This window comes from Enterococcus sp. AZ103 (assembly GCF_051714685.1).
Classification (GTDB): domain Bacteria; phylum Bacillota; class Bacilli; order Lactobacillales; family Enterococcaceae; genus Enterococcus_A; species Enterococcus_A alishanensis.
Genome location: NZ_JBIOSI010000001.1, coordinates 161,370 through 177,063 on the forward strand (window position 1 = coordinate 161,370; position 15,694 = coordinate 177,063).

15 protein-coding genes are annotated in these 15,694 nt (G+C 36.0%); 1 reads left to right on the forward strand and 14 read right to left on the reverse strand.

What is annotated here, in order from left to right; translation table 11 throughout:
* Positions 1–31 precede the first annotated feature (31 nt).
* The 7 genes from ID741_RS00800 to ID741_RS00830 all read right to left on the reverse strand — a co-directional run bounded on the left by ID741_RS00800 (position 32) and on the right by ID741_RS00830 (position 9,687).
* Positions 32–2,089 (reverse strand): heavy metal translocating P-type ATPase, encoded by a 2,058-nt coding sequence (locus tag ID741_RS00800; RefSeq protein WP_438718754.1) that lies wholly within the window; start codon positions 2,087–2,089, stop codon positions 32–34.
* Between the two features lie 148 nt (positions 2,090–2,237).
* Positions 2,238–3,536, reverse strand: a complete 1,299-nt coding sequence (asnS, locus tag ID741_RS00805; RefSeq protein ID WP_438718755.1) for an asparagine--tRNA ligase — start codon at positions 3,534–3,536, stop codon at positions 2,238–2,240.
* 48 nt (positions 3,537–3,584) lie between these two features.
* A complete protein-coding gene (locus ID741_RS00810) occupies positions 3,585–4,772 on the reverse strand; it encodes a pyridoxal phosphate-dependent aminotransferase (RefSeq protein ID WP_438718756.1) in 1,188 nt (395 codons plus the stop codon).
* Between the two features lie 20 nt (positions 4,773–4,792).
* Positions 4,793–5,296: a cell wall elongation regulator TseB-like domain-containing protein gene (locus ID741_RS00815; protein WP_438718757.1), complete on the reverse strand. Its 504-nt coding sequence runs from the start codon at positions 5,294–5,296 to the stop codon at positions 4,793–4,795.
* Between the two features lie 56 nt (positions 5,297–5,352).
* Entirely contained in the window at positions 5,353–8,097 is a 2,745-nt protein-coding gene (locus tag ID741_RS00820) for a helicase C-terminal domain-containing protein (protein WP_438718758.1), read from the reverse strand.
* An 88-nt stretch (positions 8,098–8,185) separates the two neighbouring features.
* Positions 8,186–8,386: a cold-shock protein gene (locus tag ID741_RS00825; protein ID WP_218324362.1), complete on the reverse strand. Its 201-nt coding sequence runs from the start codon at positions 8,384–8,386 to the stop codon at positions 8,186–8,188.
* Positions 8,387–8,577: 191 nt separating this feature from the next.
* The gene (locus ID741_RS00830; RefSeq protein ID WP_218324361.1) at positions 8,578–9,687 is read right to left on the reverse strand and encodes a baeRF6 domain-containing protein; all 1,110 of its coding nucleotides are present in this window, start codon (positions 9,685–9,687) and stop codon (positions 8,578–8,580) included.
* A 315-nt stretch (positions 9,688–10,002) separates the two neighbouring features.
* On the opposite strand from ID741_RS00830, the gene ID741_RS00835 reads away from it, so the two are divergent.
* A complete protein-coding gene (locus ID741_RS00835; protein ID WP_438718759.1) occupies positions 10,003–10,545 on the forward strand; it encodes an SHOCT domain-containing protein in 543 nt (180 codons plus the stop codon).
* A 39-nt stretch (positions 10,546–10,584) separates the two neighbouring features.
* On the opposite strand, the gene ID741_RS00840 is transcribed toward ID741_RS00835, so the two are convergent.
* The 7 genes from ID741_RS00840 to ID741_RS00870 form a co-directional block, all read right to left on the reverse strand.
* Entirely contained in the window at positions 10,585–10,929 is a 345-nt protein-coding gene (locus ID741_RS00840; RefSeq protein WP_218324359.1) for a P-II family nitrogen regulator, read from the reverse strand.
* A 12-nt stretch (positions 10,930–10,941) separates the two neighbouring features.
* Positions 10,942–12,156 carry an ammonium transporter gene (locus ID741_RS00845; protein WP_438718760.1) on the reverse strand — a complete coding sequence of 405 codons (1,215 nt, stop codon included), beginning with the start codon at positions 12,154–12,156 and terminating at the stop codon, positions 10,942–10,944.
* 157 nt (positions 12,157–12,313) lie between these two features.
* Positions 12,314–13,174 carry a 16S rRNA (cytidine(1402)-2'-O)-methyltransferase gene (gene rsmI, locus ID741_RS00850; RefSeq protein WP_438720430.1) on the reverse strand — a complete coding sequence of 287 codons (861 nt, stop codon included), beginning with the start codon at positions 13,172–13,174 and terminating at the stop codon, positions 12,314–12,316.
* Positions 13,175–13,234: 60 nt separating this feature from the next.
* The gene (locus ID741_RS00855; protein ID WP_218324357.1) at positions 13,235–13,588 is read right to left on the reverse strand and encodes a DNA replication initiation control protein YabA; all 354 of its coding nucleotides are present in this window, start codon (positions 13,586–13,588) and stop codon (positions 13,235–13,237) included.
* On the reverse strand, positions 13,581–14,399 hold the full coding sequence (locus ID741_RS00860; protein WP_438718761.1) for a PSP1 domain-containing protein: 819 nt from the start codon (positions 14,397–14,399) through the stop codon (positions 13,581–13,583). The genes ID741_RS00855 and ID741_RS00860 overlap by 8 nt, the downstream gene beginning before the upstream one ends.
* 16 nt (positions 14,400–14,415) lie before the next feature.
* Positions 14,416–15,357: a DNA polymerase III subunit delta' gene (gene holB, locus ID741_RS00865; RefSeq protein ID WP_438720431.1), complete on the reverse strand. Its 942-nt coding sequence runs from the start codon at positions 15,355–15,357 to the stop codon at positions 14,416–14,418.
* A gap of 1 nt (position 15,358) precedes the next feature.
* The gene (locus ID741_RS00870; RefSeq protein ID WP_218324355.1) at positions 15,359–15,688 is read right to left on the reverse strand and encodes a cyclic-di-AMP receptor; all 330 of its coding nucleotides are present in this window, start codon (positions 15,686–15,688) and stop codon (positions 15,359–15,361) included.
* Between the last annotated feature and the right edge of the window lie 6 nt (positions 15,689–15,694).

Here is a 15,694-nt window from a genome sequence, read left to right on the forward strand (position 1 = left end):
CGACTAATCTTTCAATTAGTCGTTTCAACATTTATTTCACTCGTAAACAACGCATCGCATTAATGACTGCCAATACAGTTACCCCAACATCGGCAAAAACAGCTACGGGCATCGAAACAATCCCAACTGCGCCTAAGGCTAGAACGATTATTTTGACTCCTAAAGCAAAAATGATATTTTCTTTAACGATTTTCATGGTTTTACGAGCAACTTTGACTGCCGTAACGATTTTTTCTGGCTGGTCATTCATAATTACTACGTCGGCAGCTTCAATCGCTGCATCGCTACCCAAACCACCCATGGCGATACCTAGGTCCGCTCGAGCTAAAACTGGCGCATCATTCATACCATCACCAACGAAAGCAACTTTATGATTCTCTTGCAACAATTCTTCTAAATGACTGACTTTATCTGCTGGTAATAATTCACTATAAACGTGATCGGCACCAATTTTTTTACCGATTGCGTCAGCAATTTTTCGATTGTCACCAGTTAACATTACTGTTTGTTTGATCCCTAAAGCTTTTAATTCTTTCATAGTCTCACTAACACCGGCTTTTAAATCATCGGCAATTACTAAGTAACCCAAAAATTTCCGTGATTTTGCCAAATAAATGATAGTTCCAATTGCGTGTACTTCAGGTATGACAATATTTTCAGCAGCCATCAATTTATCATTTCCAGCAAAGTAATTAACCTTGTCAATTTGTCCACTAATCCCATAACCAGCCTTTTCGACAACATTTTCCACGGATGATAAATCTTTTTGATTGGCTTTTAAAATAGACTTGGCAATTGGATGATTTGAACCTTGTTCCAAACTAGCCACTATTTGTAAGAAATCAGCTTGAGGTAATTGGGTTTCAATCTCTTGTACCTCAAAAACCCCTTTTGTAAGAGTACCAGTTTTATCGAAAACAATTGTTTGCGTTTTGGCTAATGTTTCAATATAGTTACTTCCTTTGATTAAGACTCCTGCTTTACTAGCTCCGCCAATTCCGCCAAAGAAACTCAACGGAACAGAAATCACCAATGCACATGGACAAGAAATGACTAAGAATGTTAAGGCCCGATAAATCCAAGGATAAAAGGCACTTGCCGTTACTAAAGGTGGCACAATAGCTAATAAAATTGCTAAGCCAACAACGATTGGCGTGTAATATCTAGCAAAGCTAGTGATAAATTTTTCAGCTGGTGCTTTTTTACTAGCTGCATTTTCTACTAAGTCGAGAATTTTGCTGACGGTTGATTCACCAAATACTGTAGTGACTTTGATAGTTAATTGTCCTTCTTGATTAATAAAACCTGATAAAATTTCTTCGCCAGCTTCAATACTACGAGGGACCGATTCTCCTGTTAAAGCAGAGGTATCTACAAATGAACGTCCTTCAGTAATCACACCATCTAATGGCACCTTTTCGCCAGGCTTAACAACAATATAGTCTCCCACATGAATTTCTTCTGGTTTAACTTCAGTTAATTGACCATCTAATAGTAAGTTGGCTTTATCCGGCCGACTAGCTACTAAAGATTTAATTGATTTACGCGAACGATTGACTGCATAATCTTGGAAAAATTCACCGATTTGATAAAATAGCATTACAGCCACAGCTTCTGGATATTCGCCAATTGCTAAAGCACCTATCGTGGCAACCGTCATCAAAAAGTTTTCATCAAAGATTTCTCCTTGAAAAATATTTAGGACCGCTGTTTTTAAAACATCAAAACCAATCCATAAATATAATGCACTATAGGCGATAAGTGAAAGCGGCATAGCGGGCTTAACTAATGCTAAGACCCCTAAAATAATTAAGGCACTTACAATTTGAATTACTTTAAAATGATTATTTTCTTCTTCTGATTCATCTTGCCAGTTTTTTATTTTTACATCTGGTTCAATTTTTTTAACAATTTGTTTGGCTTCGTTACAAACCTCACTTAAATCAGCATTTTCTGCTTCAATTGTTAATTTGGTTGTAGCAAAATCAACTTGTGCTCGTTCAACACCTTGAATTTCTTTAATTGATTTTTCAATTTTTGCAGCACAGTTTGCACAGTCTAAACCATCTAAACGATAAATTTTTTCCATGATGCATCCTTCTTTCTTGATTACACATGAATGTTTCCTCATGTATATTATATATGAATGAATCATCATGTGTCAATAAAAAAATGAACCGTTTGCAAAAATAAATAAAAAAACTGCCTTAGAAAATTTCTTCTAAGACAGTTACCTTTTATGGATAAATCCGGTTTAGCAAACGTGGGAACGGAATCGCTTCACGAACATGATCAATTCCGGCAATGAAAGTGATGGTTCTTTCTAAACCTAAACCAAAGCCAGCATGGGGTACAGCGCCATAACGGCTCAAATCTAAATACCATTCATAATCTTTTTCATCTTGACCAGCAGCTCTGATTTGTTCTACTAAATAGTCATAATCAGTTGCCCGTTCACTACCACCAATAATTTCACCATAGCCTTCTGGCGCGATTAAGTCGGCACAGATCACCACATCATCTCTTGTTGGATGAGGTTTCATATAGAAAGGTTTAATCGCTTTTGGATAGTTTAAGATGAAGACGGGGTGGTCGTATGAATTAGCGATAAAGGTTTCATGTGGAGAACCAAAATCATCTCCCCATGTAATATCATCAAAGCCATTTTTAATTAACAATTCAACAGCATCATCATAAGAAATCCGTGGGTAAGGTAGTTTTGTATATTTTTTCAAGATTTCTTTATCACGTCCTAAAACGTCTAGAGCATAATCACAGTTGTCTAAAACACTTTGCACTAAATAAGCGACATATTGTTCTTGAATTTCTAAGCTATCTTCTTGATGCATGAAGGCCATCTCTAATTCAATCATCCAAAACTCAATTAGATGACGACGTGTTTTAGATTTTTCAGCGCGGAAAGTTGGACCAAAAGAAAATACTTTACTGAAGGCCATCGCTGCAGCCTCTAGATATAATTGTCCACTTTGAGATAAATAAGCTGTTTGATCAAAATAATTTGTTTCAAATAAATCTGTCGTACCTTCAGGAGCTGAACCTGTCAAAATTGGCGGATCCATTTTCACAAAACCTTGTGCATTTAAAAATTCATAAGTCGCTCGAATGACTTCGTTACGAATGAGCATCAACGCATGTTGGTGAGATGAACGCAACCATAAATGACGATGATCCATTAAGAAATCAACCCCGTGTTCTTTTGGTGTAATTGGATAATCATGACTTTCTCCAACAACTTCGATTTCTTTCACACCTAGTTCATAACCAAATTTTGAGCGGGTATCTTCGCGGATTTCACCAACGACCCAAATAGATGTTTCTTGGGTTAATTCTTTAGCTAGTTGAAAAACTTCCTCAGGTACTTCACTTTTTACCACAACGGCTTGAAAATAAGCCGTTCCGTCTCTTAATTGTAAGAAAGAAATTTTTCCGCTTGAACGTTTATTAGCTACCCAAGCACCAATTTTAACGGTTTGTCCCACATAATCTTTTGCATCAATAATTGAAATTTGTTCCACTATCGTCTCTCCTAACTTATTTATCCCGAATTGCTTTTTCTTAATAAGTTACTTTTGATTCTTTTCAATAAAACGGCGAATCCGAACAACGGCCTCTTCTAAGTCTTCTAAACTAGCTGAATAACTGATCCGAACATTTTCAGGTGCGCCAAAACCTTCACCAGTTACTAGAGCAACTTGTTCTTGTTCCAATAAATCATTGACCCAAGTCGTTACATTTGTGTAGCCGCCTAAGTCCATAGCTTCTTTGATATTTGGAAACAGGTAAAAGGCTCCTTGCGGTTTGGTTAAATGAAATCCCGGTAAAGCTGCAACTTTTGGAAAAATCGTATTTAAACGTTCTTCAAAAGCTTGGCGCATTTCTTCAGCTGTATCTTGTTGTCCACTCAAAGCTTCAACGGCTGCTGCTTGGCTGACAGCTGCTGGATTACTTGTCGCTTGCGAGGCGATTTTAGTCATTCCAGCAATAATATCAGCTTCTCCTATTGCGTATCCAATACGCCAGCCTGTCATTGCATAAGTTTTAGAAACACCATTAATGATAACTGTGTTTTTTCGAATAGCCTCTGAAAGCTCAGCAATATGAACTGCCTTATTACCATTATAAACCAAATGATCATAAATATCGTCTGCAATAATCAACACGTCATTAGCAACTGCCCACTCACCGATTCCTCTTAACTCTTCTTCAGTGTAAATCATTCCTGTTGGATTTGAAGGGGAATTGATAATAATAGCTTTAGTTTTTGAAGTTTTTGCTGCTGCTAATTGCGCTACTGAAATTTTATAGTCATTTTCTTGTGTTGTGTTCACAAAGACTGGTTGCCCTTCAGCTAATTTGACTTGTTCTCCATAGCTGACCCAATAAGGAACCGGAATAATGACTTCATCAGCTGGATCCAAAATTGTTTGAAATAAAGTAGATAACGCAAATTTAGCACCACTTGTAACAATAATATTTTGGGGCTTAACTGTGAAACCATAATTTTCTTTAGTAAAGTGAATAATGGCTTCCTTTAGCGTTGGTGTCCCACCAGAAGCTGTATAAAAACTCACACTGCCACTTTTAATTGCTTCGATTGCTGCATCTTCAATATTTTTTGGCGTCGTGTAATCAGGTTCTCCAACTGTTAGACTAATGACATCTAGTCCTTGTGCTTTTAATGCTTTGGCTTTTGCAGTTGCTTCTAAGGTGACTGACGGTTCTAAGGTTTCCATGCGCTTTGCTAATTTCATCGTTATCACTCCTACCAAGATTAGATGTTATTCAATGTTTTTACTTTCTTCCCATCAGCAAAAGCAATCAAATAATAATTATAATTGCCTTCACTATTTTTTGCTGAAACTTCCCAAACTGTTTGCTTTTGATAGATGCCTAATTCGGCTTTTTCGACAGTCACATCTGGATAATCAGTTGAAATTTGTTTTTTTGCGGCTGCTTCCGTCAAGCCATCTCTTTGATCCAATACGCGAATTTTATTGCCTTTTTGTGGAACAATGACGACAATTTTTTTTCCAGAAGTATCTTCACCAGTGACAGTAAAATAAGTTTTTTTACGATTAAACCAATAAAATTTATCTACTGTATCTAAATCACCGTATCTTCTAGCGACTTGAATCGTTTCTTCGCGTGCCTGATGTAACGGCCGATTAGAGCGAATGAAAATAATAGTAACTGTCACAACAATTGTTAATAAAACAATAATTGCTGCAATTAACCAGAGATTGATTTTCTCGCCGATCGTCTTTCTTTTCGACAAAATAATTGGCTCCTTTCAGATAAGCTACATTATACCAAAACTCGCGCGCTTCCTCATTACTTCTCTGAATTTTTGTCAGAATTTAAAAAATCATGGGCATCTGCTAAATTATCTGCAAAGGAATGATTAATAATCGGTAAATCTTTAGGTAGGGCTTTTTGCAGACGTTTCCCATAGCTTGCTTTAATGAAGCGTTGATCTAACAAGAACATGACTCCCTTGTCTTCTTCCGATCGGATCAAACGACCTAAAGCTTGGCGCAACCGTAAAATCGTATGAGGAATTGCTTCTTCATAAAATGAATTCACCCCGAGACTAGTTAAATATTCATTTCTAGCTTTTACTAGCGGACGTTTAGGATTTTCAAAAGGTAAACGAGTAACAATCAAGACTTGCAGAATTTCTCCAGGTAAATCGATTCCTTCCCAAAAACTATCGGCTCCAAGCAAAATAGCATCCTCTGACAATAAAAAGCGTTTGAGTAATTTTTCACGGCTACCACCCGATCCTTGTGCTAAAATTTCTCTATTTTCTTGAAGCATCGGTAATCTCAAATAACGATAGACTCGATTCAAAATATCATGAGAAGTAAATAAAACCAATATTGGGCGAACTTCTTTTGCCGCAACTTGACCAATAATTTCTGCGATATATTGTCCGTACCTTTCAGGCGAGGCGGTTTGAATATCTAAACTGTCGTTTGGTACATAAAGTCTTGCTTGTTGGCTGTAATCATAAGGACTTGCAATCACTTTTAAATCCGCGTCAATTCCCCAACGTTTTGCAAAGTATCTACGATCACTTGTGATTTTTAACGTCCCACCTAAGTATAAAATTTGTTGATAGCGGCTATACCATCGCGTTTCTGGTAAAACTTGTGCTGCTAAATCTTCAACAGCAATTCGTTGGCTTTTTTCTTCTAACCAGTGGAGATAACGGGCCTCCCAGAAAGTCACAAATTGATCAAAAGTTTCCCCTTCAGAGTTTAACTTTTCTTTTAAAGCCAAAAAGTCATGGACATCACTTTGTTCTTCAATACCAAAGCTTGCTTGATGCAACTGAAAATAAGCTGCTATTTTTTCAGTCACGATCGAAATATCCCGGTATAAAATTTGGATACGACTAATCAAGTCTTGCCCATAGTTCGACACTTGATCAAATTGATCTTGGGACAACACCTTAATATCATCTTTCGTTAAGCGTATCATTTCTGGAAATAAATCCATTAAATCAGCCACTAACTCACCATAAATATCAAATAACATTTCAATTAGGTGACTGATCTGTTGATCATGATTAACTAAATTTTGCCATGTTAATATTTTATTGGTTTCCAGTAATTGTTGGTACCTTTTGCTAATGGCAGTCACACTCAATTGGTGACTACTAATACGGGTCAATGTTCGGCTCAAATGATGGGCTTCATCAATAATTAAGTAACTGCTGCTAGGTAATTGAGGCGTCTTTCGATAGCTTTCTTCCGCTAAAAAAGCATGATTAGTAATGACTAAATTACTTTGCTGCAATTTTTTATTACGCTGGACAAGAAAATCGACGGCGTAAAATGGATTACTAGGATTTAAACTTTCCAATCCTAAATGTCCAACCTCCTGCCAAAAAGTATGATTCAAACGAGTCATATTTAATTCATCAAAATCACCTGTCTCTGTCATAGTCAGCCATACCAAGACAGCCATTTGATAGAAAGTATATTGTTTTTGACCGATTTCTCCTTGTAAGGTTTGATAAAAACGAGCCAAATCAATGTAATGTCGACTACTTTTCATTACTACCGCTTGCAACTGCTGTTCTAACAATTCATTAAGTAAAGGTAAATCCTTATTCAACATCTGTTCTTGTAACAATAATGAAGCCGTACTGACCACTAAAGGATTTTCAGGGGTGGCCAAATAGCTCATGGGTAAAAGATAGCCTAAAGTTTTACCAATTCCAGTCGCTGCTTCAACAATTAAATCAGCTTTTTCTTGGCTATTGAAAAAATCATAGACCAAATTCATTAATCTTCCTTGCTCTTTACGGAAGCTCAATTTTTGACCATATAATTTTTCTTTGTTTTTTTTCATCCTAGGATAACTTCTTTGGTAGAGATTCTCTAAATAAAGTGGCGCCGTTTTTTTCTTTAAAGCCAGGCCAAAGATTATTTCAATCTCAGCTGAAGGTGTTTCTTGTTGCTGTTTTCGATCAGCTAATATTTCTGCTAGATAATCTTTCGTTTGAAAAGCCATATGATCGGCTAATTTGACAATTTGTTCTAAAGTAATTAACGGTAATTGGCGAATTCTCTTCTCTAAATTAATCAAAAGCTCCGCTGTTACTTCTGCATCACTGTCTGCTTGATGAGGGTTCTTATGACTAAATGCCAATTCTTCTGCTAAATCTTTCAAACGAAAACTTAAAGCAGTTGGCATAAAGATTTGTGCTAATTCTACCGTATCAATTCCTGGGCTAGTTAATTCTGGTAAGCCACAACGAACCAATTCATTTGATAGAAAAGTATAATCAAAATAGATATTGTGGGCCACAAATATTGTGTCCGATAAAAAATTGGCAATAGTAACTGCCACATCTTCAAAATAAGGGGCTTTGGCTACTCGTTGATTGGATATTCCCGTCAAATGTTGAATCTGGCTTGAAATTCTCTGGTCTGGATTAATATCTGTCGCAAAACGAGAAACAATTTCCCCATTCTCTACTAGTACACAACCGAATTGAATAATACGATCAGTTTTAGGATCAGTTCCAGTTGTTTCGATATCAACGATGGCATAAGTATTTTTCACAGTCCGCCTCCTTCCTTTGAAATTATAGCTTTTTTTCGCTACAAAAAAAAGCCAGATGCAAAAATTGCACCTGGCAGAAATTGTTTAATTAAGCTTTTTCAACATTTGTAGCTTGAGGGCCACGTTGACCTTCTTCTACGTCAAATGTTACTGCTTGGCCTTCTTCTAAAGTTTTGAAGCCGTCGCCTTGGATAGCTGAAAAGTGAACGAATAAGTCGCTGCCGTTTTCTGCTGTGATAAAGCCATAACCTTTTTCTGCGTTAAACCATTTTACTGTACCGTGTTCCATGTAAAAAACATCTCCTGTTTTTAAATATTTTTTGTAATTCTTGAACGATAAAAATAGGAAGATGTTTCAAAAAACACTTGCCAATGATTAGCCGACAACAACTACGGTTAATAGTATACCACAATCAATAACCAAACTAAAGAAGGAAGTAAGATTCCTCATATTTCTTTACCAATTGATAATGAAGACAATTAATAACGTAAAATCGCTAATAAACTCTTTTCATCTGGGATCGCTTTTTGATCCAATACAAAGACTTGCCCACCACCTGAAATAACAAGTTCTGCAATTTGATTCAATACTTGACGACGATCATATTCGGTATCTGGGTCATCACCAAAGCCAGGTATTAAATTACTGGTAGCAATGAATAGGTGAGAAATACGAGCATCTTTTGCTGCTAGATCAATATCAACTAATTGATCGTTGAATTTTTTATCAGTTAGTTTTTGATAGCTAGTTGTTTCCAGTTCGGCCAATTCATCAGATAATTTTAAAGCGCCTAATTCAATATCCTTGATACTCAAATTAGCTGGTGATGCTGAAATTGCTGCTTTATCAGAATAGTAATTAATTTTTGCCACTTTTTTAAATTGGCTTTGATTTTCTGGTAAGGCAAATAAATACAATGGTAGTTGTTCCGGGTTAGCTAAGCCTCGTAAGAAATTATCAACTGCTTGGTAATAATTCAACCAATCAACCTCAACTTCTTCATCTTTAGGACTCATTCCATGGAAGCTTAAACCATCTGCTGAGCCAGCGCCAGAAGTATTTACTCGGCTTTTATCAGCAAGCTCGTCACCTAATGCTTTAGTTGCGTCAGTTGGTGCTTCTTCAGGTAAGGTTACTTCACTTAATTGTTTATTCTTCATTTGATATAGCTTCATTGAATCGCGATTTAAAGCCAATAACAAATAGTTATAATTAAATTGTGCATTTTTAATAATCGCTAATAAATAAGGTAAGTCGGCCACATAATATTGATCATCGACTTCGATACTTAAGCGGTGAATATAAGTTTCATCTTTTGTTAAGATGATGGCAACACTGGCTGTTGGAGAACGCCAGAAAGATAAGTCAGTTAATAAACGATCGATTTTTTCTTGGAATGGTGCAAATTTTTCATCAGGATAGCGTTTCTCAAAACGTTTTTTCGCTTCTTTTGCAAAATTTTTCAACATCAACTGATCTTTCTCAACTTCTTGATGAGACACATGGGTATTCAACATAAATGTGACGAACGGTCCGACTGCTTCTTCTGAAGTTAATTGAGAAAGCAAATTTTTACTGATAGATGACATAAAACCCCTCCTATTTTAAAATCTACTTAATAAGTGTAACACAAAGACTTTTTTGTTAAAAACAAAAAGAAACGACTAGAAAAAAAGTTAATCATCGCTTTCTCATAGATTTCTTAGCATAAAAATAAAAATTATTCATGAAAAAATAAAGCGTTTCCTTTATTATAAGATTATACCAATTATCCCGAATTGGTTTTTTCATACTTACTCCTACCAAGAGTAAATAACAACCTTCATTTCCACCATAGTGACGGCTATGGTGGTTTTTTTGTGCTATACTTGATAAAATTATTTCGTTTTAAAAGGAGCAATACGATGAAAACTGCCCAAGAGATGTACCAATATTGCAACCAACAGCATTTTTTTGGAGGTACCGATCCTAGTTTTTCCCTAAAACATTTTGAAGTATTAACTAAAAACTTGAGAAATGATGAAACCGTACTTGTTTGCTTCTTAGGAATGCACAACCGTCAATCTGCCACTCGTAATGATGGTTTTTATGCCTACGCTTTAACAAATCAGCGCTTCATTATGGGACAAAAAAAGATGCTGGGAGAAACTTTCCGTGTTATCACTCGAAGTAACCTGCAAGAGTTTCGCTTAATGAAAGAACACAGTTTAGACTATCTGATGGTACTTACTTCAGAAGACACCATTCCGATTGTTTTAACTGAAGGTGAGTCACAAGCTATTTTAATCGCCTTAACAGATGCTTTCAAAAATCCTTCAGCTGACGAACAACCAAAAGATACCTCCTTAACTATTGCGGAACAATTAATCAAAATGAAAGAACTATTGGACGCAGGTATTTTAAGCCCAGCTGAATTCGAGAAAATAAAAAAAGACTTGCTTCAATAAAAAAACGTCAAAAACCTTTCGGTCTTTGACGTTTTTCGTTTATGAAATAGCTGCTTCTCCTCGTTCTCCTGTTCGAATTCGAATAGCTTCTTCAATTGGGTAAACAAATATTTTACCAGTACCAAAATCTTCTGACTGACAAATATTTAAAATCAAATCAATCACGTGATTGACATCCTCATCTGCCAGAACAAAGCTCACAGTCACTTTAGGCAATAAACTCGTTACAATTTCTTTACCCCGCACATGAGTTGTTTGTCCTTTTTGCAAACCAATTCCTAAAACTTGTGAAACTGTCATACCATTTACCTCAAAATCTTTATCGATTGCTGCTTTAATTTCTTCTAATTTTTCCTGCCGAATAATCGCTTCAACTTTTTTCATGCTACTTTCCTCCTAAGAATCTAATCCCATAAACGTTGGGTAGGCACTTTCTTCATGTTCTCCTAAATCTAAACCAAGTGCTTCTTCCTGATCTGTTACACGAATTGGCATGAATAATTTAATAATTGAAATAATAATAAAGCTTGCTGCTCCGGCAAAAAATAACGTGAAAATAATTGATTCAAGTTGAGCAACAAATAAATCTACACCACCATAAATCAAACCTGTACGGCCACCAACACTTGGATCTGCAAAAATACCCGTAACAATACCACCAAAAATCCCTCCGATACCATGACAACCAAAAGCATCCAATGCATCATCAAATCCTAGACGTTGTTTAATCACTGCAATAAAGAAATAGCAGAAAGGACTTACTAAAAGACCAATCAATATACTAGACCATAGTGAGACAAAACCAGCCCCGGGAGTAATTGCAACTAAACCAACCACAGCACCTGTACATGCACCTACAACTGTCGGTTTACCATTTAAAACTTTCTCAATAAGCATCCAAGAAAGCATCGCTGCAGCTGCTGCAGTATTTGTTACTAACCCAGCGTGAATAGCTAAACCATCAGCCGCTAAAGCTGAACCGGCATTAAAACCAAACCAACCAAACCACAATAGACCTGCACCTAATACTACAAACGGTACATTATGAGGACGATATTCTGCTAAGTGGTATTCGCGACGACGTCCTAAAACAACTGCTAGAACCAAACCAGAAATCCCTGAACTAATATGAACAACGTTCCCACCAGCAAAGTCAATTGAACCAATCTGGTCTAAGAAGCCTCCGCCCCAAACCATATGAGCCAACGGTGCATAAACAACAACTAACCAGATGGCGATGAATAAGAAAATTGCTGAAAATCTCATGCGTCCTGCTACCGAACCTGTTAAGATACCAGTGGTAATTAAAGCAAACATCATTTGGAAGAAAGCGAACAATCCATCAGGAATCCCGTCTCCTTCTGTCATTGACACTCCATTTAAAAAGACTTTATCGAGGTTTCCGATAAATGAACCTGATCCACTAAATGATAATGAATAGCCGACTGCAATCCAAACAATTGAAGCCAAACCCATTACACAAATTACCATCATCATTGTGTTTAAAATATTTTTTCTTCTTTCTAGACCACCATAGAAAAACGCCAATGCTGGAGTCATTAAAAATACCAACCCCGAACAAATTAAAATAAATGCAATATTTGCTGCCATATAACCACTCCCATTTTTTATTATGTAACATATCCTAACATTAAAAATGAGAATTTGCAGTATATTTTTACGTTTATTTTCATAAACTTCTAATTTCGTCACTATTCATGTGAGGTTTTTTTACATAAAAAGGACAGAGTGTATTCTCCGTCCTTTTTTAGCCTTCATGATAAGCTTTATAAACATCTTGTTTTTTCAAATTTTGTTGCTTAGCAACTAACTTAATAGCCTCTTTACTTGTTTCACCCGTCTGAATAATTTTTTCGACTTGTTCTTTTAGACTACCTTCAAAAACGGGTAATTCTTCGTCTACTTGATTATTACCAGCAATCATTAGACAAATTTCCCCTTTAAGCTGATGCTCAGTCAAATAAGTGATAATTTCACTTGCACTTCCACGTAAGTATTCTTCAAATAATTTAGTCAATTCACGACAAACCACAACTTGGCGATCACCAAAAACTTCTAATATATTCGTTAAGGTCGCCTTTAAGCGATAGGGTGACTCATAAAAAATCAGCGTCGCTGTTTGATCATTTAACGTAGTTAACGTTTCTTTCTGAATATTTTTTTTTCGTGGTAAAAATCCATGAAAATAAAAAGGTTGTGGCAATAATCCAGAAGCAATTAAAGCTGTCATACCCGCCGTCGCTCCCGGCAATGAAACCACTGTTAGATCTGCCGCAATACAAGCCTCCACTAGCTCATGACCGGGATCACTAATTGAAGGCATTCCAGCATCTGAAACCTGTGCAATTTTTTTGCCTTGCTCTAACAATGCAATTATTTCTGGAATACGTTCTTTATAATTATGCTCGTGTAAACTTTTTTGTGGTACTTTAATTTCAAAATGATTTAGTAATTTTTGGGTATTTCGAGTATCTTCACTAGCAATTAAATCAACTTCTTTTAAAGTTTCCACGCCGCGAAAAGTCATATCAGCTAAATTACCAATTGGTGTAGGTACTAAATAAAGAATCCCCTTTGGTTCTTTAGAAAAGCTTTTTTGGATTTTCATCATTATCAATCCTCTCAATTAAAAACGGAATTGAGCGATTACTCAATCCCGTCTGCTTACTTATTTACTTGGTTTACTTTCACTATAAATGACATCTAAACAAAAAGCACAAGGTTCATCATCTTCTCTTCTGGAACCATATAATAAATTGCAGACATGAAAACCATCTTCATATATTTTTTCCAAATTCATTTTTGATTGGGATAATCCTTGTTTTTCATCTGTGGTTTGAGGATGCGCTTTTTGATTCATCTCTAAAATACGCTCTCGTAATCGTTGGTTTTCAATTTCCAAGGTGGTATTTTTTTCGACTAATTCCAATAAAGTTTCTTTCATTGTTGTCAACTGTTCAAGATTTTCTTCCATCTTGAATTCTAATTGATTCAAACCATCATAAAGACTACGTCTATCCATGATCTTTGTCACCTGCTTTAACAAGTTCAGAAACATCATATTCTAGCGGTGTTTCACGACCTACTAAACGAACTTTTACAATCCGACTCAATAGATTCAGACCAACTACACGTCCTTTACCTTCTGGTGTAATGACTTCTTTGCCATAATCGGGCATTTCTTTTTTCGCTTGTTCGTATTCATCATTTTCATATTTTAAGCAGCACATCAAACGACCACACAAACCAGAAATTTTAGCTGGATTTAATGATAGACCTTGATCCTTTGCCATTTTAATCGAGACAGGAATAAAGTCACCTAGGAATGTTGAACAACATAATTGCCGGCCACAAGGTCCAATCCCCCCTAAAATCTTAGCTTCATCACGAACACCAATTTGACGCAACTCAATCCGAGTACGAAACACAGCTGCTAAATCTTTCACCAATTCACGAAAATCAATCCGTCCATCTGCAGTAAAATAAAAAACCATTTTACTGCGGTCAAATGTGTATTCGACATTGGTTAATTTCATTTCCAACTCATGTTCACGAATTTTTTCTTTAGCTATTTTAAAAGCAGCTTTAGTATCTTTTTGATTTTGCGCTAATTTGTGTAATTCTTTTTCACTCGCTTTATGTAAAACAGTTTTTAAATCCTCTGATAAATCTTCCTTTGCCATTTCAACTTTAGGAAGTGCCACGGTGGCAATTTGTTGCGCTTGTTGTGACTCAACCAAAACTTTATCGTTATAATGAAATGTATTTTTGCCAGGAGCATAATAATAGATGTGTCCGGCTTCTCTAAAACGAACACCCACTACTTCAACCATTGGTCCACCTACTTTTCTATTTGAATATTACGTGGAGGGTTATTTGTTCGGCAATACTTTGAAAAGCGACGTTGGCTTCTAATTTTTGAATGGCTTTCAAACTTTCAGCTAATAACCGATTGTACTTTTCAGTCATCGCTCTATCATCATTCAACACTTGATTGCGTTGACTTTTAGAAAAATAACCTAACATTTCAAAAGCTAAACGTTGCTGGTTTTTTTCTTTAAAAATTTTGACTAATTTTTTTTGCACATAAACAAAGCCTTGAGGATCGTCTTTTTCAAGATATCGGAACCATTGTATAACCGTCTCTTTAGCCTCATTAAACCATTCATCATTTGATAATTCAACTGCTTTTTGATAACTATTCGTCAAATCCACTAACAAACTAGCACTTTCAACAGAAAAATTTTCTTGTGTTTGTAGTTGCTGGATTAAATGTTTTTTGGCTAAACCTTGAAAATGAATAATCTGACTGCGAGATTGAATCGTCGGTAAGATCTTTCCTAATGCACTAGTCATTAAAATGATCATAAAATCTTTTGGTGGTTCCTCTAAAAATTTCAATAAACTATTGGCTGAATTGACGTTCATCTTTTCTGCTTGATGAATCAAGACAACCTTTTTATTTGATTCGAAACCACTTTTAGCTAGTTCTTTTTGCAATTCACGAATCTGGTCAACTTTGATTAGTTGCCCTTCTGGTAGTACCTCAATCACATCTGGGTGTTCCTTTTGACTGATTCGCAAGCAATTATTACATTTTTCACAAGGTTGATTATCCTTTAAATCTAGACAAAACAAATGTTTGATAAACCACAGGGCCATCATTTCTTTACCGGTGCCGCTATCCCCTTCAAAAAGGTAAGCATGGGCCAAACGCCCATGCTCAAAACTGTTTTGTAATTGTCTAAACACAATCGGTTGCAAATTTCTTAATGTATCTTTTTCGTTCATCTTAATATTGGAAGAAGCTTTCGACTGGTAATACAAAAACAGTTGCGCCACCAACTTCAACTTCTACTGGATACGGTACTTGTCCGTCCAAAGAAATATCCAAAGTTACCGGTGTTGTCACATATTGTGTTCTTGCCTTAGAGGTTTCTTGAATCAGTTGCAGTGTTTCCTCTACACGTTCATCTTCAATCCCAATAATAAAAGTAGAATTGCCTGCCTTTAAAAAACCACCTGTGGATGATAATTTTGTTGCACGAATGTTAGCGTCAATGAACTCATTAGCTAAACGATTAGAATCTTTGTCTTGGATAATTGCTAAGATTAATTTCATAATCTA